Genomic DNA, 19559 nt, shown 5'->3' on the forward strand with positions numbered 1-19559 from the left:
GAGAGCTAGCGGCACGCCAGCCAGCCTGATTTAGGAGATAGTCCATGAAATTGCCGATTTACCTTGATTACTCTGCGACCACCCCGGTCGATCCGCGCGTTGCGCAAAAAATGAGTGAATGCCTGCTGGTCGACGGAAACTTCGGTAACCCGGCGTCCCGTTCCCACGTGTTCGGCTGGAAAGCCGAAGAGTCCGTCGAAAACGCCCGTCGTCAGGTGGCCGATCTGGTCAACGCCGACCCGCGTGAAATCGTCTGGACCTCCGGTGCCACCGAGTCCGACAACCTGGCAATCAAGGGTGCGGCACATTTCTACGCCTCCAAGGGCAAGCACCTGATCACCTCCAAGATCGAGCACAAGGCTGTCCTCGACACCATGCGCCAACTGGAGCGTGAAGGTTTCGAAGTCACCTACCTCGATCCGACCGAAGATGGCCTGATCACCCCGGCCATGATCGAAGCCGCGCTGCGCGAAGACACCATCCTGGTGTCGGTAATGCACGTGAACAACGAAATCGGCACCGTCAACGACATCGCCGCCATCGGCGAGCTGACTCGTTCCAAGGGCATCCTGTTCCATGTCGACGCCGCTCAGTCCACCGGCAAGGTTGAAATCGACCTGCAGAAACTGAAAGTCGACATGATGTCGTTCTCCGCCCACAAGACCTACGGCCCTAAAGGCATCGGCGCGCTGTACGTCAGCCGCAAGCCGCGTGTGCGCATCGAAGCGACCATGCACGGCGGCGGTCACGAGCGCGGCATGCGTTCCGGTACCCTGGCGACCCACCAGATCGTCGGCATGGGTGAAGCGTTCCGTGTGGCCAAGGAAGACATGGCTGCCGAAAACGTCCGTATCAAGGCGTTGAGCGACCGTTTCTACAAGCAGGTCGAGCACCTGGAAGAGCTGTACGTCAACGGCAGCCTGACCGCCCGCGTTCCGCACAACCTGAACCTGAGCTTCAACTACGTTGAAGGCGAGTCGCTGATCATGGCGCTCAAGGATCTGGCGGTTTCGTCCGGTTCGGCCTGCACCTCGGCGTCGCTTGAGCCTTCGTACGTACTGCGCGCCCTGGGCCGCAACGACGAACTGGCACACAGCTCGATCCGTTTCACCTTCGGCCGCTTCACCACCGAAGAAGAAATCGATTACGCCGCGCAGAAAGTCTGCGAGGCCGTTACCAAGCTGCGCGCTCTGTCGCCGCTGTGGGACATGTACAAAGACGGCGTCGATATCTCGAAGATCGAGTGGGCGGCACACTAAATATAGAAGCCGCCGGATACAGATCCTGTAGCGACGCGGCGGTTTACGCAGCGCAGTTGCAGGGTCTCAAGAGCGGCCCTGATGAGTGAGGATTGAGAATCATGGCTTACAGCGAAAAGGTCATCGACCACTACGAAAACCCGCGTAACGTCGGCAAGATGAACGCGGAAGATCCTGATGTCGGCACCGGCATGGTCGGCGCTCCGGCGTGCGGCGACGTGATGCGTCTGCAAATCAAGGTCAACGATCAGGGCGTTATCGAAGACGCCAAGTTCAAGACCTACGGCTGTGGTTCGGCTATCGCCTCCAGCTCCCTCGCTACCGAGTGGATGAAAGGCAAGACCCTGGACGAAGCTGAAACCATCAAGAACACTCAGCTGGCCGAAGAACTGGCCCTGCCGCCAGTGAAAATCCACTGCTCGGTTCTCGCTGAAGACGCCATCAAGGCGGCCGTTCGCGATTACAAGCAGAAGAAAGGCTTGATCTGACTTTCAAGATTTGGCGACGAGTAAGGAGTCAACGATGGCTATCAGCATGACAGAAGCGGCTGCTCGACACGTGCGGCGCTCCCTCGACGGGCGCGGCAAGGGTGAAGGGATTCGTCTGGGGGTTCGCACCACGGGCTGTTCCGGCCTTGCCTACGTGCTGGAGTTTGTCGACGAGGTGGTTGCAGAAGATCAGGTGTTCGAAAGTCACGGCGAGAAAGTGATCATCGACCCGAAGAGCCTGGCCTACCTCGACGGCACCGAGCTCGACTTCGTCAAGGAAGGGTTGAACGAAGGCTTCAAGTTCAACAACCCCAACGTACGCGGTGAATGTGGCTGCGGCGAAAGCTTCAACATCTGAGGCTTGTCGTGGGTATTCCTTGTCATTTCGCTTTATTCGAGCTGCAACCGGGCTTCCGTCTGGATCTTGAGCAGTTGGCCACGCGCTATCGCGAGCTGGCGCGCGCCGTTCATCCTGACCGCTTTGCCGATGCTTCCGAGCGCGAGCAGCGGTCGGCGCTCGAGCAGTCTGCACGGCTCAACGATGCCTACCAGACGCTCAAGAGTCCGGCCCAGCGTGCACGCTACCTGCTGACCATCAGCGGGCATGAAGTGCCGATGGAAGTCACCGTCCACGATCCTGAGTTTCTTCTGCAGCAGATGCAATGGCGCGAAGAACTCGAAGATCTGCAGGACAGTGCCGACCTGGACGGTGTCGCGGCTTTCAAGCGTCGCCTGAAAACCGCCCAGGAAGAGCTCAACGAAAGCTTCGCAGCCTGTTGGGATGATGCAGCGCAGCGCGAACAGGCCGAACGCCTGATGCGGCGCATGCAGTTCCTCGACAAGCTCACCTACGAAGTGCGCCAGTTAGAAGAGCGCCTCGACGATTAACCCAGTGCCGCTCCGGTCGCACGCCTGATATACAGATAAGTCCTGATCACGATGGCCCTACTGCAGATCGCCGAACCCGGCCAAAGTCCTCAACCGCACCAGCGTCGTCTGGCTGTGGGTATCGACTTGGGCACTACCAATTCGCTGGTCGCTGCGTTGCGCAGTGGTCTTTCCGAGCCGCTGGCCGACGCCGAAGGACGGGTCATCCTGCCTTCCGCCGTGCGTTATCACGCCGATCGCGTCGAAGTCGGCGAGTCGGCCAAACTGGCTGCGTCCTCCGATCCTCTGAACACCGTGCTGTCGGTCAAGCGCCTGATGGGTCGAGGTCTGTCCGACGTCAAGCAATTGGGCGATCAACTGCCGTACCGCTTTGTCGGCGGCGAATCGCACATGCCGTTCATCGACACCGTGCAGGGCCCGAAAAGTCCGGTCGAAGTCTCCGCCGATATCCTGAAAGTATTGCGTCAGCGCGCTGAAGCCACCCTTGGCGGTGAGCTGGTGGGCGCGGTGATCACCGTTCCGGCGTATTTCGACGATGCTCAGCGCCAAGCTACCAAGGACGCGGCGAAACTTGCCGGTCTGAACGTGTTGCGTCTGCTCAACGAGCCGACCGCTGCGGCGGTGGCATACGGTCTGGATCAGCATGCCGAAGGCCTGGTCGCCATTTACGATCTGGGCGGCGGCACCTTCGACATTTCGATTCTGCGCCTGACCGGCGGTGTCTTCGAAGTCCTCGCTACTGGCGGCGATAGCGCGCTGGGCGGCGATGACTTCGATCATGCGATTGCCGGCTGGATCATCGAGAGCGCCGGTTTGTCCGCCGACCTCGATCCGGGCGCGCAACGCAGCCTGCTGCAAGCCGCCTGCGCAGCCAAAGAAGCCCTTACTGATGCCGACAGTGTTGAAGTTGCCTACGGCGACTGGAAAGCACAGCTGACCCGCGAAGCCTTCGATGCGCTGATTGAGCCAATGGTCGCTCGCAGCCTGAAAGCCTGCCGCCGCGCCGTTCGCGATTCCGGCGTCGAGCTGGAAGACGTGCACGCCGTGGTCATGGTCGGTGGCTCGACCCGCGTTCCACGTGTTCGCGAAGCCGTCGCCGAAGCCTTCGGTCGTCAACCGCTGACCGAAATCGACCCGGATCAAGTGGTGGCCATCGGTGCCGCGATCCAGGCCGATACGCTGGCCGGCAACAAGCGCGATGGCGGCGAACTGCTGTTGCTCGACGTGATTCCGCTGTCCCTGGGGCTGGAAACCATGGGCGGCCTGATGGAGAAGGTGATTCCGCGTAACACCACCATCCCCGTCGCTCGCGCTCAAGACTTCACCACTTATAAAGACGGCCAGTCGGCCATGGCGATCCACGTGTTGCAGGGCGAGCGTGAGCTGATCAGCGATTGCCGCTCCCTGGCTCGCTTCGAATTACGCGGCATCCCGGCGATGGTAGCCGGTGCGGCAAAAATTCGTGTGACCTTCCAGGTCGATGCCGATGGTCTGCTCAGCGTTTCTGCCCGTGAACTGGGTTCGGGCGTTGAAGCGAGCATTCAGGTCAAGCCGTCCTATGGCCTGACCGATGGCGAAATCGCCAAGATGCTGAAAGATTCGTTCCAGCACGCCAACGATGACAAAGTCGCCCGCGTTCTTCGCGAGCAGCAGGTCGATGCCCAGCGCCTGATCGAAGCGGTGCAGGGCGCTCTTGAGGCGGATGGCGAGCGTTTGCTCGACGCTGAAGAGCGCATGGTCATCGATCTGCAGGTGCAGGAACTGACCGAACTGATGAAAGGCACTGATGGTTATGCCATCGAGCAGCAGACCAAGCGTCTGTCGCAAGTGACCGATGCTTTTGCTGCCCGCCGTATGGATCAGACGGTGAAAGCCGCTCTGTCCGGGCGCAATCTGAATGAAATCGAGGATATCTGATGCCGCAGGTCATTTTTCTGCCCCACGAGAAGTTCTGCCCTGAAGGCATGGTTGTCGACGCAGCACCTGGCACGTCGATCCTTGAGCTGGCTCACGAACACCATATCGAGATGGAAAGCGCCTGCGGCGGCGTCTGCGCCTGCACCACTTGTCACTGCATCATTCGCGAGGGTTTTGACTCGCTGGAAGAAGCCGACGAGTTGGAGGAAGATTTCCTTGATCGTGCCTGGGGTCTGGAAGCCCAGTCGCGCCTGGCTTGTCAGGCGATCGTCGGTGAAGAAGACATCACCGTCGAAATTCCGAAATATTCGCTTAACCATGCGGCCGAAGCGCCGCACTGACTGGTAAGACTGTCATGAGCTACGGTTGGAATGATGTTCAACGTATTGCAGAAGAGCTGGCGGAAGCCAAACCGGGTGTAGACCCGTTTTCTGTCAATTTCGTCGACCTGCAGCAATGGATCAAAGAGCTGCCGGATTTCGACAATACCTCTGGTCGTGTTGGCGAGAAGGTGTTGGAGGCGGTTCAGACTCTTTGGGCCGAAGAATTGGACTGATCGTCCTCGCAGGTTAGGCAATACCCAAGAACCCGCGTATAATTCGCGGGTTTAATTTTTCGCAAATTACCGTTTCTGGAGTTACACCATGGCTGTTCAACGTACTTTCTCCATCATCAAGCCTGACGCCGTTGCTAAAAACGTGATCGGCAAGATCACCACTCGCTTCGAAGACGCTGGCCTGCGCGTTGTAGCTTCGAAACTGAAGCAACTGTCCAAAGCCGAAGCCGAAGGCTTCTACGCTGAGCACAGCGCTCGTGGTTTCTTCGGCGACCTGGTTGCCTTCATGACTTCGGGTCCAGTTGTCGTTCAGGTTCTGGAAGGCGAAAACGCCATCGCTCGCAACCGTGAGCTGATGGGCGCTACCAACCCTAAAGAAGCTGCTCCAGGCACTATCCGTGCTGACTTCGCTGAATCGATCGACGCCAACGCTGTTCACGGTTCGGACTCCGAAGCCGCTGCTGCTCGCGAAATCGCTTACTTCTTCGCAGCTACTGAAGTAACCACTCGCTAAGCATTGGCTTAAGAGTGAAGGTGAATCCATGACTACATCGACTGTTAAAACCAACCTGCTGGGTCTGACCCAGCCGGAAATGGAAAAATTCTTCGACTCAATCGGGGAGAAGCGTTTCCGTGCCGGTCAGGTAATGAAATGGATTCACCACTTTGGCGTCGATGATTTCGACGCCATGACGAACGTCAGCAAGGCCTTGCGCGAGAAGCTCAAGGCTGTTGCTGAGGTCCGTGGTCCCGAAGTGGTCAGCGAGGACATTTCCAGCGACGGCACCCGTAAGTGGGTGGTGCGCGTGGCGTCCGGCAGCTGTGTCGAGACCGTTTACATTCCCCAGGGCAAGCGCGGCACTCTGTGCGTTTCGTCCCAGGCAGGCTGTGCCCTGGACTGCAGTTTCTGCTCCACCGGCAAGCAAGGCTTCAACAGCAACCTCACCGCCGCCGAAGTCATCGGTCAGGTGTGGATTGCCAACAAATCCTTCGGCAGTGTTCCGGCTACCATCGACCGCGCCATCACCAACGTGGTGATGATGGGCATGGGCGAACCGCTGCTGAACTTCGATAACGTCGTGGCCGCCATGCATCTGATGATGGATGACCTGGGCTACGGGATCTCCAAGCGCCGCGTGACCCTGTCCACATCGGGCGTGGTGCCGATGATCGATGAGCTGGCCAAGCACATCGACGTATCCCTGGCGTTGTCCCTGCACGCACCGAATGACGCATTGCGTAACCAATTGGTGCCGATCAACAAGAAATATCCGCTTAAGATGCTGCTCGAGTCGTGCCAGCGCTACATGTCCGCCCTTGGCGAGAAACGTGTGCTGACCATCGAGTACACCTTGCTCAAGGACGTCAACGACAAGCTTGAGCACGCCGTGGAAATGATCGAGCTGCTCAAAGATATTCCATGCAAGATCAACCTGATTCCGTTCAACCCGTTCCCGCATTCCGGGTACGAGCGGCCGAGCAACAACGCCATCCGCCGGTTCCAGGATCAGCTTCACCAGGCCGGTTTCAACGTCACCGTGCGCACCACCCGTGGTGAAGACATCGACGCGGCTTGTGGTCAATTGGTAGGGCAGGTGCTGGATCGCACCCGTCGCAGCGAACGTTACATCGCCGTGCGCGAATTGAGCGCCGACAGCGATTTGGCACAGAACGCCGCGAACACTAACTAAGAGAGGATCTCTATGTCCCTGCGCTTTGCGCTGCTGTTGCTGTTGGCCAGCCTGTGTGCTGGTTGTGTCCTGTCGGGCGATTACAACCCGATGAAGACCAGCAAGGGCCGTGACGAAGCGCGGGCTGCCTACGTGCAGCTGGGGCTGGGATACTTGCAGCAGGGCATGACCGAACGGGCCAAGGTTCCACTGAAAAAAGCCCTGGAGCTGGACGGTTCGGATCCCGACGCCAATGCCGCGCTGGGGCTGGTGTTCCAGGCCGAAATGGAACCTGCGCTTGCTGACGAACACTTCCGCAAAGCCTTGTCCTCCCGTCCCGCCGATGCGCGCATCCTCAACAACTACGGCAGTTTTCTCTACGAAGAACAGCGTTACAAGGAAGCCTACGAGCGTTTTGAACAGGCGGCCGCCGATACCCTGTATCCTGAGCGTTCGCGGGTGTTCGAGAACCTCGGCATGACGGCGGCGAAGCTCGGGCAGCGTGATCTGGCGCAGCAGCAGCTGGAAAAAGCGCTGCGTTTGAACCGCCAGCAGCCACGGGCATTGCTGGAAATGGCTGAGTTGTCATTCGAAGACAGGCATTATGTGCCCGCGCGTGACTATTACGACCGTTTCAGCCAGCTCTCCGAGCAAAATGCACGTAGTCTGTTGCTCGCCGTTCGGTTGGCAAAAGTATTTGAAGATCGCGACAAGGCCGCCAGTGCGGGCCTGCAATTAAAACGACTCTATCCCGGTACGCCGGAATATCAGCAATACCTGTCGGAGCAATGATGAAAGCGGCGCATCCCGAAGTTGTAGCAGCGAATCGCGTTAACCCCGGTGAGACCCTGCGCCAGGCCCGCGAAAGCAATGGCTGGTCGCTGGCCGAAGTGGCCCTCAAGCTCAACCTCACCGTGACTTCCCTGAGCAATCTTGAAGCCGGCGCCTTCGACAAGTTGCCCGGGCATACTTTCGCTCGCGGCTACATTCGCGCGTACGCCAAATTGCTCGGCATGGATCAGACCGTTCTGGTCCAGCAATTCGACCAGTCCACCGGCACCGATTCCCAGGGCAGCAACGTCCACGCTCTGGGTCGTATTGAAGAGCCGGTACGGGTTTCCCACACCATTTTGCGTATCGTCAGCCTGTTGCTGCTGATTGCGGTCATCGGCGGCGGTTTCGTCTGGTGGCAGGATCAGACCTCCCTGCGTACCAAGGACCTGATCGGCCTGGCGCCGGAGCACGTCGAAGTCGAAGGCGCTGACGGCACCACCCAGATTCATCCGCTGGACGAGCCGGAAGACCAGGCCGTTGCGGAAGGCGAAGCCGAGGGCTCGACCGCTCTGGCGCTGCCTCAATCGGAAACTTCAGCTGAATCGACCGGCGCCGAGACCGAGGCCGCAGCTCCTGCGACCGCACCGGTTGCTCCTGCATCTGCTGCGCCAGCCGCGACTCCGGCTGCACCGGTTCATACGCCAGCGCCTGTGGTGGCTGCTCCGACAACTCCAGCGCCTGCCGCTCCGGCCACGCCTGCACCGACCGTTGCTGCCCCGGCAGCCCCGGCCGTCGCTGCACCCGCGCCGACAGCGCCAGTTACTCCGGCTGCAGGTCAGGGCCAGGTTCAGGTGCAGTTCATCGCCGATTGCTGGACTCAAGTGACCGATGGCAGCGGCAAGGTTCTGTACAGCGGCCTCAAGCGCAAGGGCGACAGCCTGTCTGTCGTCGGCAAGCCTCCGTTTGCCGTGCGTCTGGGCGTTGCCCGTGGCGCGCAGGTCAGTTACAACGGCCAGCCGGTCGATGTCGCTCCGTTCACCAGTGGCGAGACCGCTCGCCTGAAATTGGGTCAATAAGTCATGCACGGCGAATCTCCAATCAAACGTCGCGAATCGCGCAAGATCTGGGTCGGTAACGTGCCCGTGGGCGGCGATGCCCCTATCGCTGTGCAGAGCATGACCAACAGCGACACCAATGACGTCGCTGCCACCGTCGCGCAGATCAACCGTCTGGAAGCCGCCGGCGTCGACATCGTCCGTGTTTCGGTACCGGACATGGACGCCGCCGAGGCGTTCGGCAAGATCAAGCAACTGGTCAAGGTGCCGTTGGTTGCCGATATCCATTTCGACTACAAGATCGCTCTGCGCGTGGCCGAACTGGGTGTGGACTGCCTGCGCATCAACCCGGGCAACATCGGTCGCGAAGACCGCGTGCGTGCGGTGGTCGATGCCGCCCGTGACCGCGGGATCCCGATCCGCATCGGCGTCAACGCCGGTTCCCTGGAAAAAGACCTGCAAAAGAAATACGGCGAGCCGACGCCGGCCGCGCTGGTCGAGTCCGCCCTGCGTCACGTCGAGCACCTCGAGCGCCTGAATTTCCAGGACTTCAAGGTCAGCGTGAAGGCTTCCGACGTGTTCATGGCCGTTGAAGCCTACCGTCTGCTGGCCAAGGAAATCGTCCAGCCGCTGCACCTGGGCATCACCGAAGCCGGTGGATTGCGCTCCGGTACAGTGAAATCCGCCGTGGGCCTAGGTATGCTGCTCGCCGAGGGGATTGGCGATACTATCCGCATCTCGCTGGCGGCCGACCCGGTCGAGGAAGTGAAGGTCGGTTACGACATTCTCAAGTCTTTGCATCTGCGTTCCCGTGGCATCAACTTCATCGCCTGCCCGAGCTGCTCGCGGCAGAACTTCGATGTGGTCAAGACCATGAACGAGCTGGAAGGGCGCCTTGAAGACCTGCTGGTGCCGCTGGATGTCGCGGTGATCGGTTGCGTGGTCAACGGCCCCGGCGAAGCCAAGGAAGCCCATATCGGCTTGACCGGCGGCACGCCAAACCTGATTTACATCGACGGCAAGCCGTCGCAGAAACTGACGAATGACAATCTGGTGGACGAGCTGGAAAAGCTGATCCGCGAGAAAGCGGCCGAGAAGGTCGAAGCTGACGCAGCGGTTATTGCGCGCGGCTGATCGAACGAATTAAGGAATTTCTGTGAGCAAGTCTCTGCAAGCCATTCGTGGCATGAACGACATCCTGCCGGAACAGACGCCGGTATGGCGCTATTTCGAAGGCACCGTTTCGCGTCTGCTGGATAACTACGGTTACAAGCAGATCCGCATGCCGATCGTCGAGTTCACCGAGCTGTTCAAGCGCTCGATCGGTGAAGTGACCGACATCGTCGAAAAAGAGATGTACACCTTCGAAGACCGCAACGGCGACTCGCTGACCCTGCGTCCGGAAGGCACGGCCGCGTGCGTGCGTGCGGTGCTCGAGCACGGCATCACCGGCGGTGGCCAGGTGCAGAAACTCTGGTACATCGGCCCGATGTTCCGTCACGAGCGTCCGCAGAAAGGCCGTTATCGCCAGTTCCACCAGATCGGTCTGGAGGTGTTCAACCTCGACGGTCCGGACATCGACGCCGAACTGATCATCATGACCTGGCGCCTGTGGGGCGAGCTGGGCATCCGCGATGCGGTCAAGCTCGAGCTCAACAGCCTCGGCACCAGCGAGTCCCGCGGCCGTTATCGTGAAGCGCTGGTCGAGTACCTCTCGGCGCACCACGACAAACTGGACGAAGACAGCCAGCGTCGCCTGAAAACCAACCCGCTGCGCGTGCTCGACACCAAAAATGCCGACACCCAGGCCGTGCTGGTCGATGCGCCGAAAATGGCCGACTACCTGGATGACGAATCCCGTGCCCACTTCGAAGGCCTGAAGGCCCGTCTGGATGCCGTCGGCATTCCTTACGTGCTCAACCCGAAGCTGGTGCGTGGTCTGGATTACTACAGCAAAACCGTATTCGAATGGGTCACCGACAAGCTCGGCGCCCAGGGCACCGTCTGCGCGGGTGGGCGCTATGACGGTCTGGTCGAGCAGATGGGCGGCAAGCCGACCCCGGGCGTCGGTTTCGCCATGGGCATCGAGCGTCTGGTACTGCTGCTGGAAACCCTGGAGCAGATCCCGGAAGAAATCTCCCGTCAGGTTGACGTCTATCTCTGCGCCTTCGGCGAAGAAGCAGAGCTGGCCGGTCTGGCCCTGGCCGAGCGGGTACGCGACCAACTGCCCAACCTGCGCCTGCAAGTCAATGCCGGCGCCGGCAGCTTCAAGAGCCAGTTCAAGAAAGCCGACAAGAGCGGTGCGCTGTACGCACTGATCCTCGGTGACGACGAAATGGCCCAGCAAGTGGTAGGTTTCAAACCCCTGCGTGGCCAGGGCGAACAACAAAGCATTGCCTGGGATGCGCTCGCTGCACACCTGGCCACCTGCGTCGTGCAGGGTTGAAGCTGTCCAAACAGCCGATTTAGCGATTAAGGAGTATTGGGGTGTCGAGTACCGAAGACGAACAGTTGGCGGATTTGAAGGACTGGTGGACACGCAACGGCAAACCTCTGGTCACCGGCGGCCTGTTGGCGCTGGTCATCGTGTTCGGCTGGCAGGCATATCACAAGTATCAGAGCAACCAGTCGCAAGGCGCCTCGGTGCTCTATCAGCAATTGCTGGAAACCACGCTGACCCCGGACGGCAAGCCTGACGCCGCGCGCGTTGCGGATCTGGCCGGCAAGCTCAACAGCGAATTCGGCGGTTCTGCCTACGCGCAGTACGGTAGCCTGTTCGTGGCCAAGGTCGCGGTCGACAGCGGCAAGCTGGACGACGCGGCGACCGAACTCAAGGCCATCGTTGCCAAACCGGCCAACCCGGCGCTGGGCGAAATCGCCCGTCAGCGGCTGGCGCAGGTACTGGGCGCACAGAACAAGGCCGATGAAGCCCTGAAACTGCTCGAAGGCGATGCCGACAAGTCGTTCCTGGCCACTCGCGAAGAACTCAAGGGCGACCTGCTGGTACAGCTGGGCCGTACCGACGAAGCGAACGCGGCGTATCAAAAAGCCAAGGCGGCACTGTCGGATGAAGCGGCGGTCGGTGGCCTTCAAATCAAGCTGGACGACCTGGCCAAAGGGGATGCGTGACGTGATCCGTTGGAAGCATGCAGCATTGCTGGCTCTGGCCATTCTGGCCGCGGGTTGCAGCAGCAACAGCAAAAAAGAACTGCCACCGGCCGAGCTGACCGACTTCAAAGAAGAAGTGGTCCTGCACAAGCAGTGGAGCCGTTCGATCGGTGACGGTCAGGGCGAAACCTACAACATGCTGGTGCCGGCGATCGACGGTGACACCATCTACGCGGCCGATGTGACCGGTATCGTGATGGGCCTGGATCGCGGCAACGGCGACGTGAAATGGAAGAAAGACCTTGAACTGCCTGTGTCCGGCGCCGTTGGCGTGGGTTACGGTCTGGTCATGGTCGGCACCCTGCGCGGTGAAGTCGTTGCCCTCGACGCCATCAACGGTGAAGAAAAGTGGCGCTCGCGCGTCAACAGCGAAGTCCTCGCGCCACCGGCTAGCAACGGTGACGTGGTGGTGGTACAGACCCAGGACGATCGTCTGATCGGTCTGGACGCGGCCACCGGCAACCAACGTTGGGTGTATGACAGCACGCCAGCCGTACTGACCCTGCGCGGCACCAGCGCACCGATTGTCACCAACCGCCTCGCGGTGGCTGGCCTGTCGACCGGTAAAGTGGTCGCTCTCGACATTTCCAACGGCGTGCCGGTCTGGGAACAGCGGATCGCGATTCCACAAGGTCGTTCGGAACTGGAGCGCGTGGTCGACATCGACGGCGGTCTGCTGCTGTCCGGCGGTACCTTGTACGTTGCCAGCTATCAGGGTCGCGTTGCGGCACTGGATCTGGAAAGCGGCCGTCAACTCTGGCAGCGCGACGCGTCGAGCTACGCCGGTGTTGCCCAGGGTTTCGGCAACGTCTACGTAAGCCTGTCGTCGGGCACCGTTGAAGGCGTCGACGAGCGTTCCACCACAGCCCTGTGGAGCAACGACTCGCTGGCCCGTCGTCAACTGTCGGCGCCGGAAGTGTTCTCCAGTTACGTTGCTGTCGGTGACCTGGAAGGTTACCTGCACCTGCTGAGTCAGGTGGACGGTCGTTTCGTCGGCCGCGAGCGCATCGACAGCGACGGCCTGCGTGCCCGTCCGCTGGTGGTGGGTGACACGATTTATGTGTATGGCAACAGCGGCAAACTGGAAGCCCTGACCATCAAGTAACAACTATGCTTGGGGTTAATACCCCAGGCGGCCTTGCTTCTGCAGGGTTTGCAGCACCCACGGGTGTTGCCCCGAGCACCAGCCGCTGCCTCGCAGCGGCTTTTGTATTTTCTGAAATAACGAAGTGGAGAGCCGCATGGTTCCCGTAATCGCCCTGGTGGGCCGACCGAACGTCGGCAAGTCCACCTTGTTCAACCGCCTGACCAGGACTCGTGACGCCATCGTCGGCGACTTGTCCGGTCTGACCCGTGATCGCCAGTACGGTGAGGCCAAGTGGCAAGGGCGTTCCTACATTCTGATCGACACCGGCGGTATCTCCGGTGACGAGCATGGTATGGACGAAAAAATGGCCGAGCAGTCGCTGCTGGCCATCGAAGAAGCGGATGTCGTTCTGTTCCTGGTAGATGCCAAGGCGGGTTTCACTGCCGCCGACCAGATGATCGCCGAACACTTGCGCAAACGTAACAAGCGTTCCCACGTGGTGGCCAACAAGGTCGACAACATCGACCCGGAAATGGCCCGCGCCGAATTCGCCCCGCTGGGCATGGGCCACGCGATTCCGATCGCCGGCGCCCACGGTCGCGGCATCACGCAATTGCTGGAAGCCGCCCTGAGCGACTTCCCGCGCGACGATGACGAGCCGGCGGAAGGTGAAGAGGAAGAAGTGGTCGCCGAAGGCGAGGAAGCCAAGCGCATTCCTGGTCCGAGCGAAAAAGACGGGATCAAGATCGCCATCATCGGCCGGCCGAACGTCGGCAAGTCGACCCTGGTCAACCGCATGCTCGGTGAAGACCGGGTAATCGTCTACGACCAGCCCGGCACCACCCGCGACAGTATTTACATCCCGTTCGAGCGTAACGACGAGAAATACACGCTGATCGACACCGCCGGTGTACGCAAGCGCGGCAAGATCCACGAAGAAGTCGAAAAATTCTCCGTGGTGAAAACCCTGCAGGCGATCAAAGACGCCAACGTGGTGATCTTCGTGATGGACGCCCGCGAAGGCGTGGTCGATCACGACCTCAACCTGCTGGGCTTCGCCCTTGAAGCAGGTCGTGCGCTGGTGATCGCGATCAACAAATGGGACGGCATGACGCCAAGCGAGCGCGACTTCGTGAAGGTCGAGTTGCAGCGTCGGTTGTTCTTCGTTGATTTCGCCGATATCCACTTTATCTCGGCACTGCACGGTACCGGCGTGGGCAACCTTTACGCCTCGGTGCAGAACTCGTTCAAGTCGGCGGTCACCCGCTGGCCGACCAGCCGCCTGACGCAGATTCTCGAAGACGCGGTCAGCGAGCACCAGCCGCCGATGGTCAACAGCCGCCGGATCAAGCTGCGTTACGCTCACCTGGGTGGTGCGAACCCGCCGATCATTGTGATCCACGGCAACCAGATCGAGAAAGTGCCGAAGTCGTACGTGCGCTATCTGGAAAACACTTACCGCCGTGTGCTCAAACTGGTCGGTACGCCGATCCGTATCGAGTTCAAGGGTGGCGAGAACCCGTACGAAGGCAACAAGAACACGCTGACCGACCGCCAGGTCAACAAGAAGCGTCGCTTGATGTCGCACAACAAGAAAGCCAGCAAGAAGCGCCGCGACAAGAAGTAAGGTCGTTGCGAACAGAGAGAAGGGGCGCCGTTTGGCGCCCTTTTTTTATGGGCGCCGGATGGGCTATCCTCGGGCTCTCCCGCGCCGTCGTCAGAGCCGGGGCAGAGCAGGGAACCCCGATGATCACCAGCAAGCTGCCGAATGTCGGCATCACTATTTTCACGCAGATGTCTCAGCTCGCGGCGCAGACCGGAGCGATCAACCTTTCCCAGGGTTTTCCCGATTTCGACGGCCCGCAGGCACTGCGCGACGCAGTCGGTCGACACATCGCCAGTGGCCATAACCAGTATTCGCCCATGACCGGCCTGCCGGCGCTGCGCCAGCAGATTGCGGCAAAGATCGCCCGCAGTTATGGCGCCAACGTCGATGCCGACAATGAAGTGACCGTGACCCCCGGCGCCACCCAGGCGATTTTCTGTGCGATCCAGGCGGTTATCCACAGCGGCGACGAAGTCATCGTGTTCGACCCGGCCTACGACAGCTACGAGCCGTCGGTGGAACTGGCCGGTGGGCGCTGCGTGCATGTGCAACTTGGGCTGAAGGATTTCTCCATCGACTTCGACAAACTCAGCGCAGCCCTGAGCCCGCGCACGCGGATGATCATCCTCAACACCCCGCATAACCCGAGCGGTGCATTGATCAGCCGCGCCGAGCTGGATCAGTTGGCGGCGTTGATCCGTGATCGCGACATCTACGTGATCAGCGACGAAGTCTACGAACACCTGGTATTCGACGGCGTGCCGCACGTCAGCGTGCTGGCCCATGAAGAGCTGTATCAGCGCGCCTTCGTGGTCAGCTCGTTCGGCAAGACTTATCACGTCACCGGCTGGAAAACCGGCTACGTCGTGGCGCCGCCGGCCCTGACGGCAGAGCTGCGTAAAGTGCACCAGTACGTCAGTTTCTGCGGCGTGACACCGTTGCAGTACGCCCTGGCCGATTACATGGCCGAGCATCCGGAACACGTCGAAGAGCTGCCGGGTTTCTATCAGGCCAAGCGCGATCTGTTCTGTGATCTGCTGGCGCCGTCGCGATTCAGTTTCACTCGGGTCACCGGCACCTATTTCCAGTTGGTCGATTACTCGCAGATTCGCCCTGACCTGAACGATGTCGAGATGGCGATGTGGATGACTCGCGAGCACGGCGTGGCGAGCATTCCGGTGTCGGTGTTCTACCAGAATCCACTCGAAGGCCAGCGCCTGGTGCGCCTGTGCTTTGCCAAACGTGAGGAGACGCTGCGGGAAGCGGCGGCCAAACTATGCGTGATCTGAGTGCGTTGCCCGATCTCAATCTGGCGCTGATCCAGACCAGCCTGGCCTGGCACGACCGTCAGGCCAATCTCGAGCATTTCGACGCGTTGCTGGAGCAGGCGCGCGGTGCCGATCTGATCATCCTGCCGGAAATGTTCACCACCGGATTCTCCATGGAATCCGAAACCCTGGCCGAAGCCGAAAACGGCCCGACCAGCAAATGGCTGCGGGCCCAGGCAGCGAAGCTGAACGCGGTCGTCACGGGCAGCGTGATCATCCAGGCGGCCGACGGCAGCCACCGCAACCGCTTGCTGTGGGCGCGGCCGGACGGCGAAGTGCTGCATTACGACAAACGCCACCTGTTCCGCATGGCCGGCGAGCACAATCATTACACGCCCGGCGAGCGCCAGGTGCAGTTCGAACTCAAGGGCTGGCGGGTGCGTCCGCTGATTTGCTACGACTTGCGCTTCCCGGTGTGGAGTCGCGACGCTCAGGACACCGACCTGCTGCTGTACACCGCCAACTGGCCGGGCGCACGGCGTCAGCACTGGAACCGGTTGCTGCCGGCTCGCGCCATTGAAAACCTGTGCTATGTGGCGGCGGTCAACCGGGTGGGTACCGATGGCAAGGGTTTTGCGTATACCGGCGACAGTCAGGTGCTGGATTTCCAGGGCGAGACGTTGCTGGCGGCGGGAGAGGCTGACGGGGTGTTCAAGGTGGTTCTGGAAGCGGCTTCACTGGCGGCTTACCGCGAGCGGTTCCCGGCGAATCTGGATGCCGACACCTTCGAGTTCACCTGACATTTGCAGCGTCTGCAAAAGCCTTTTCGCGGGCAAGCCCGCTCCCACAGTGTTCTATGGTGTGCATGAGTCTGGGGTGCACCNCCCGCGAAGGGGTCATTACAGACAGCACTAAAATGGCAGGCAAAAAAAGGCCCCGGAGTTCGCACTCCGGGGCCTTTCGTATTGCAGCGGTCAGTTACGCCGCTTTCGCTTCCGGCTGGCTCAGCGAGCGGTTCAGCGCGCTGAACAGGGCCTTGAAGCTGGCGGTGGTGATGTTTTCATCGATGCCCACGCCGTGCACCGCACGCTCGCCGTTCACACGCAGTTCGATGTAGGCCGCCGCCTTGGCGTTGGTGCCCGCGCCGATGGCGTGTTCGTTGTAGTCCATGATCTCCACCGGAATCGGCAGACCGGCCACCAGCGCTTCCAGTGCGCCGTTGCCCTTGCCGCGCCAGTGCAGGTTGGTTTCGCCCTGACCCTTGCTCGCCACTTCCACTTCGACGGCGCTGTTGCCGTTTTCTTCCTGCAGGCGATGGCTGACCAGCGCGTACGGGGTGTTGGCTTGCAGGTATTCGCTGTGCAACAGCGCGTGGATTTGCTGGGCAGTCATCTCCAGACCCAGGCGGTCGGTTTCACGCTGCACGACCTGGCTGAATTCGATCTGCATGCGACGTGGCAGGCTGATGCCGTATTCCTGTTCCAGCAAGTAGGCGATGCCGCCCTTGCCCGACTGACTGTTGACGCGGATCACCGCCTCGTAGCTGCGGCCGATGTCGGCCGGGTCGATCGGCAGGTACGGTACTTCCCACAGTGCGTCGGATTTCTGCTGGGCGAAGCCCTTGCGGATCGCGTCCTGGTGGGAGCCGGAGAACGCGGTGTGCACCAGGTCGCCGACGTATGGGTGGCGCGGGTGAACCTGGATCTGGTTGCACTCTTCAACGACTTTGCGCACGCCGTCGATGTCGGAGAAGTCCAGTTGCGGGTCGAGGCCCTGGGTGTACATGTTCAGTGCCACGGTCACGAGGTCGACGTTGCCGGTGCGCTCGCCGTTGCCGAACAGGCAGCCTTCGACGCGGTCGGCGCCGGCCATCAGGCCCAACTCGGTGGCGGCCACGCCGGTGCCACGGTCGTTGTGGGTGTGCAGGCTGATGATCACGCTGTCACGACGGTTGATGTTGCGGTGGAACCACTCGATCTGGTCGGCGTAGACGTTCGGCGTCGCGCATTCAACGGTGGCCGGCAGGTTGAGGATGATCTTGTGCTCAGGCGTCGGGTTCCAGACCTCGATCACCGCGTCACAGACTTCCTTGGCGAATTCCAGCTCGGTGGCGCTGAAGGTTTCCGGCGAGTACTCGAAGGTCCACTCGGTGTCCGGCTGCATGGCGGCGTATTTGACGAACAGCTTGGCAGCGTTGACGGCGATGGCCTTGATCCCGTCCTTGTCCTGGTTGAAGACGATGCGACGGAAAGAAGGGGAGGTGGCGTTGTACAGGTGAACGATGGCTTTTTTCGCCCCGCGCAGGGATTCGAAAGTGCGCTCGATCAGGTCTTCACGGCCCTGAGTCAGCACTTGAATAGTGGTGTCGTCCGGGATGTGGCCGTCTTCGATCAAAGTGCGCACGAAGTCGAAGTCGGTTTGCGAAGCGGCCGGGAACGACGCCTCGATTTCCTTCACGCCCACTTGCACCAGGGTTTTCCAGAAGCGCAGTTTTTTCACCGCGTCCATTGGCTCGATCAACGACTGGTTGCCGTCACGCAGGTCGGAGCTGCACCAGATCGGCGCGGCATTGATGGTTTTCGACGGCCAGGTGCGGTCCGGCAGGTTGATCACAGGAAACGCGCGGTATTTCGAAGACGGGTCTTTGAGCATGCTCATCGGGAAATTCCTTATTGTCTGGGCCGAAAAGAGGCGGCCTGCCGGTGTAACGAACGTTCTTGGAAAAGCGTGGGACGAGGCGCAGCGATTCAGCCCGGCAGTCGTGCGCTGACGAGGCACAGGCTGCGGTGCTGGCGAAGCTGAATGAGGGTGTGAGAGGTTTTCATGCCCTCAACCCTAACCGCGAGGGATGAGGATGGCAAGCAGTCGGAAAAAATTGAGAGGAATACCCGGAAAGCGGTTTTTTCCGAGATTTTATTCTTGAAATCGCGCTTATTGTTGGCCGGGATTGCGCGGACCATTCGTCGTGCGCAATCCCTGCTGGTGGGGGTTCAGACTGAAATCAAGGCTGGAAAGCCCCAATGAAAATCGCCGGATCGACCCGCGCATCGTTCAGGCTGACGTTCCAGTGCATGTGCGGCCCGGTCGCCCGACCTGTAGCGCCAACCTTGCCCACCACCGCACCGCGCGCCAGTTGCTGGCCGTTCTGCACATCAATCTTCGACATGTGGCAGAACATGCTGATGAAGCCCTGGCCGTGGTCGACGAACACGGTGTTGCCATTGAAGAAGTAGTTGCCGATCAGGATCACCTTGCCCGCCGCCGGGGTCTTGATCGGTGTGCCCGCCGGCACCGCGAAGTCCAGACCTGCGTGCGGATTGCGCTCTTCACCGTTGAAGAAACGGCGCACGCCGAACTTGCTCGACAGCGGCCCGTTGACCGGCTTGTCCAGCAACAGGTTGCTCGGCGTGTTCGGGCTGAAGCTGCGGTAGGCCTTGATCTGCTCGGCCAGTTCGCCCTCGATGCGCTTGAGGTTGGCCGGGTTCGGGTTGACCTGCTGAGTGTTCTTCAGGGTGATGTGCTGTTCCGGGTATTTCTTGTTACCGACATTGAAGTTGAGGTTACGTCCGCCACTGCTGATCTGCTGAACGCCGGGTTTGACGGTCAACGGAACGCCGACAATCGCCAGCCAGTTGTTCTGCTCCTTGACCACCAGCACCGGTTTGCCCTGATACGTGGCTTTAGGCGCTTGCGCAGCGGTCCCCAGATCGACGACCGCCACGCCGCCCGGCACCGGTTTGTTCAGCAGGCGGGTGATGTAACTGTCGGCGTGGGCGTTGAAGGTCAGGCACAGGAACAGCAGCGGAGCAAGAAAACGCGGCAT

The 19559-nt window shown here is 60.5% G+C and carries 20 protein-coding genes; 18 read left to right on the forward strand and 2 right to left on the reverse strand.

All coding sequences use genetic code 11. The features are described 5' to 3' along the window. The first annotated feature begins 44 nt into the window (after positions 1 to 44). The 18 genes from ACTJK9_RS10240 (at position 45) to ACTJK9_RS10325 (ending at position 16536) form a co-directional block, all read left to right on the forward strand. Positions 45 to 1259 carry an IscS subfamily cysteine desulfurase gene (locus ACTJK9_RS10240; RefSeq protein WP_064599246.1) on the forward strand — a complete coding sequence of 405 codons (1215 nt, stop codon included), beginning with the start codon at positions 45 to 47 and terminating at the stop codon, positions 1257 to 1259. A 101-nt stretch (positions 1260 to 1360) separates the two neighbouring features. Then, positions 1361 to 1747, forward strand: coding sequence for a Fe-S cluster assembly scaffold IscU (gene iscU / locus ACTJK9_RS10245; protein ID WP_003227907.1), 387 nt, complete (start codon positions 1361 to 1363; stop codon positions 1745 to 1747). Between the two features lie 34 nt (positions 1748 to 1781). Beyond that, the gene (iscA, locus tag ACTJK9_RS10250; protein WP_003227904.1) at positions 1782 to 2105 is read left to right on the forward strand and encodes an iron-sulfur cluster assembly protein IscA; all 324 of its coding nucleotides are present in this window, start codon (positions 1782 to 1784) and stop codon (positions 2103 to 2105) included. An 8-nt stretch (positions 2106 to 2113) separates the two neighbouring features. Then, entirely contained in the window at positions 2114 to 2635 is a 522-nt protein-coding gene (hscB, locus tag ACTJK9_RS10255; protein WP_039765708.1) for a co-chaperone HscB, read from the forward strand. A gap of 51 nt (positions 2636 to 2686) precedes the next feature. After that, a complete protein-coding gene (gene hscA, locus ACTJK9_RS10260) occupies positions 2687 to 4552 on the forward strand; it encodes a Fe-S protein assembly chaperone HscA (RefSeq protein WP_007956686.1) in 1866 nt (621 codons plus the stop codon). Further along, positions 4552 to 4893: an ISC system 2Fe-2S type ferredoxin gene (gene fdx / locus ACTJK9_RS10265; protein ID WP_007956685.1), complete on the forward strand. Its 342-nt coding sequence runs from the start codon at positions 4552 to 4554 to the stop codon at positions 4891 to 4893. The genes hscA and fdx overlap by 1 nt, the downstream gene beginning before the upstream one ends. Before the next feature lie 14 nt (positions 4894 to 4907). Further along, positions 4908 to 5108, forward strand: a complete 201-nt coding sequence (gene iscX, locus ACTJK9_RS10270; protein WP_008084655.1) for a Fe-S cluster assembly protein IscX — start codon at positions 4908 to 4910, stop codon at positions 5106 to 5108. An 88-nt stretch (positions 5109 to 5196) separates the two neighbouring features. After that, on the forward strand, positions 5197 to 5622 hold the full coding sequence (ndk, locus tag ACTJK9_RS10275; protein ID WP_039765715.1) for a nucleoside-diphosphate kinase: 426 nt from the start codon (positions 5197 to 5199) through the stop codon (positions 5620 to 5622). A 28-nt stretch (positions 5623 to 5650) separates the two neighbouring features. After that, on the forward strand, positions 5651 to 6799 hold the full coding sequence (rlmN, locus tag ACTJK9_RS10280) for a 23S rRNA (adenine(2503)-C(2))-methyltransferase RlmN (protein WP_007964428.1): 1149 nt from the start codon (positions 5651 to 5653) through the stop codon (positions 6797 to 6799). Between the two features lie 12 nt (positions 6800 to 6811). After that, entirely contained in the window at positions 6812 to 7570 is a 759-nt protein-coding gene (gene pilW, locus ACTJK9_RS10285; RefSeq protein ID WP_007956682.1) for a type IV pilus biogenesis/stability protein PilW, read from the forward strand. Continuing rightward, positions 7570 to 8628: a RodZ domain-containing protein gene (locus ACTJK9_RS10290; RefSeq protein ID WP_085610921.1), complete on the forward strand. Its 1059-nt coding sequence runs from the start codon at positions 7570 to 7572 to the stop codon at positions 8626 to 8628. Before pilW ends, ACTJK9_RS10290 begins: the two co-directional genes overlap by 1 nt. A gap of 3 nt (positions 8629 to 8631) precedes the next feature. Then, the gene (gene ispG, locus ACTJK9_RS10295) at positions 8632 to 9741 is read left to right on the forward strand and encodes a flavodoxin-dependent (E)-4-hydroxy-3-methylbut-2-enyl-diphosphate synthase (RefSeq protein ID WP_007956680.1); all 1110 of its coding nucleotides are present in this window, start codon (positions 8632 to 8634) and stop codon (positions 9739 to 9741) included. Positions 9742 to 9763: 22 nt separating this feature from the next. After that, complete coding sequence (gene hisS, locus ACTJK9_RS10300; RefSeq protein ID WP_064383908.1) at positions 9764 to 11053, forward strand: histidine--tRNA ligase; 1290 nt, start codon at positions 9764 to 9766, stop codon at positions 11051 to 11053. A 41-nt stretch (positions 11054 to 11094) separates the two neighbouring features. Then, entirely contained in the window at positions 11095 to 11736 is a 642-nt protein-coding gene (locus tag ACTJK9_RS10305; protein WP_011335807.1) for a tetratricopeptide repeat protein, read from the forward strand. Further along, on the forward strand, positions 11729 to 12880 hold the full coding sequence (gene bamB, locus ACTJK9_RS10310) for an outer membrane protein assembly factor BamB (protein WP_085610920.1): 1152 nt from the start codon (positions 11729 to 11731) through the stop codon (positions 12878 to 12880). Before ACTJK9_RS10305 ends, bamB begins: the two co-directional genes overlap by 8 nt. A 136-nt stretch (positions 12881 to 13016) precedes the next feature. Next, the gene (gene der / locus ACTJK9_RS10315) at positions 13017 to 14489 is read left to right on the forward strand and encodes a ribosome biogenesis GTPase Der (protein ID WP_007956675.1); all 1473 of its coding nucleotides are present in this window, start codon (positions 13017 to 13019) and stop codon (positions 14487 to 14489) included. Positions 14490 to 14608: 119 nt separating this feature from the next. Next, entirely contained in the window at positions 14609 to 15757 is a 1149-nt protein-coding gene (locus ACTJK9_RS10320) for a pyridoxal phosphate-dependent aminotransferase (protein ID WP_440813653.1), read from the forward strand. Further along, the gene (locus ACTJK9_RS10325) at positions 15745 to 16536 is read left to right on the forward strand and encodes an amidohydrolase (RefSeq protein ID WP_064383905.1); all 792 of its coding nucleotides are present in this window, start codon (positions 15745 to 15747) and stop codon (positions 16534 to 16536) included. Before ACTJK9_RS10320 ends, ACTJK9_RS10325 begins: the two co-directional genes overlap by 13 nt. A 178-nt stretch (positions 16537 to 16714) precedes the next feature. Here the strand turns inward: ACTJK9_RS10325 and leuA are convergent, their stop codons facing one another. Both leuA and ACTJK9_RS10335 read right to left on the reverse strand, forming a co-directional pair. Then, positions 16715 to 18394, reverse strand: a complete 1680-nt coding sequence (gene leuA, locus ACTJK9_RS10330; RefSeq protein ID WP_064599237.1) for a 2-isopropylmalate synthase — start codon at positions 18392 to 18394, stop codon at positions 16715 to 16717. Between the two features lie 343 nt (positions 18395 to 18737). Further along, entirely contained in the window at positions 18738 to 19559 is an 822-nt protein-coding gene (locus tag ACTJK9_RS10335; protein WP_221398058.1) for a peptidoglycan DD-metalloendopeptidase family protein, read from the reverse strand.

It is taken from the genome of Pseudomonas sp. 22082 (assembly GCF_052046055.1).
GTDB lineage: Bacteria > Pseudomonadota > Gammaproteobacteria > Pseudomonadales > Pseudomonadaceae > Aquipseudomonas > Aquipseudomonas pharyngis.

Excerpts from the sequence above, each read along its gene's own strand:
- ACTJK9_RS10240 (WP_064599246.1), top strand. The coding sequence starts at position 45 with ATGAAATTGCCGATTTACCTTGATTACTCTGCGACCACCCCGGTCGAT.
- hscA (WP_007956686.1), top strand. The coding sequence starts at position 2,687 with ATGGCCCTACTGCAGATCGCCGAACCCGGCCAAAGTCCTCAACCGCAC.
- ACTJK9_RS10290 (WP_085610921.1), top strand. The coding sequence starts at position 7,570 with ATGAAAGCGGCGCATCCCGAAGTTGTAGCAGCGAATCGCGTTAACCCC.
- pilW (WP_007956682.1), top strand. The coding sequence starts at position 6,812 with ATGTCCCTGCGCTTTGCGCTGCTGTTGCTGTTGGCCAGCCTGTGTGCT.
- ACTJK9_RS10325 (WP_064383905.1), top strand. The coding sequence starts at position 15,745 with ATGCGTGATCTGAGTGCGTTGCCCGATCTCAATCTGGCGCTGATCCAG.
- iscA (WP_003227904.1), top strand. The coding sequence starts at position 1,782 with ATGGCTATCAGCATGACAGAAGCGGCTGCTCGACACGTGCGGCGCTCC.
- ACTJK9_RS10320 (WP_440813653.1), top strand. The coding sequence starts at position 14,609 with ATGATCACCAGCAAGCTGCCGAATGTCGGCATCACTATTTTCACGCAG.
- bamB (WP_085610920.1), top strand. The coding sequence starts at position 11,729 with ATGCGTGACGTGATCCGTTGGAAGCATGCAGCATTGCTGGCTCTGGCC.
- iscX (WP_008084655.1), top strand. The coding sequence starts at position 4,908 with ATGAGCTACGGTTGGAATGATGTTCAACGTATTGCAGAAGAGCTGGCG.
- leuA (WP_064599237.1), bottom strand. The coding sequence starts at position 18,394 with ATGAGCATGCTCAAAGACCCGTCTTCGAAATACCGCGCGTTTCCTGTG.
- iscU (WP_003227907.1), top strand. The coding sequence starts at position 1,361 with ATGGCTTACAGCGAAAAGGTCATCGACCACTACGAAAACCCGCGTAAC.
- der (WP_007956675.1), top strand. The coding sequence starts at position 13,017 with ATGGTTCCCGTAATCGCCCTGGTGGGCCGACCGAACGTCGGCAAGTCC.
- rlmN (WP_007964428.1), top strand. The coding sequence starts at position 5,651 with ATGACTACATCGACTGTTAAAACCAACCTGCTGGGTCTGACCCAGCCG.
- ndk (WP_039765715.1), top strand. The coding sequence starts at position 5,197 with ATGGCTGTTCAACGTACTTTCTCCATCATCAAGCCTGACGCCGTTGCT.
- ACTJK9_RS10335 (WP_221398058.1), bottom strand. The coding sequence starts at position 19,559 with ATGCCGCGTTTTCTTGCTCCGCTGCTGTTCCTGTGCCTGACCTTCAAC.
- ispG (WP_007956680.1), top strand. The coding sequence starts at position 8,632 with ATGCACGGCGAATCTCCAATCAAACGTCGCGAATCGCGCAAGATCTGG.
- fdx (WP_007956685.1), top strand. The coding sequence starts at position 4,552 with ATGCCGCAGGTCATTTTTCTGCCCCACGAGAAGTTCTGCCCTGAAGGC.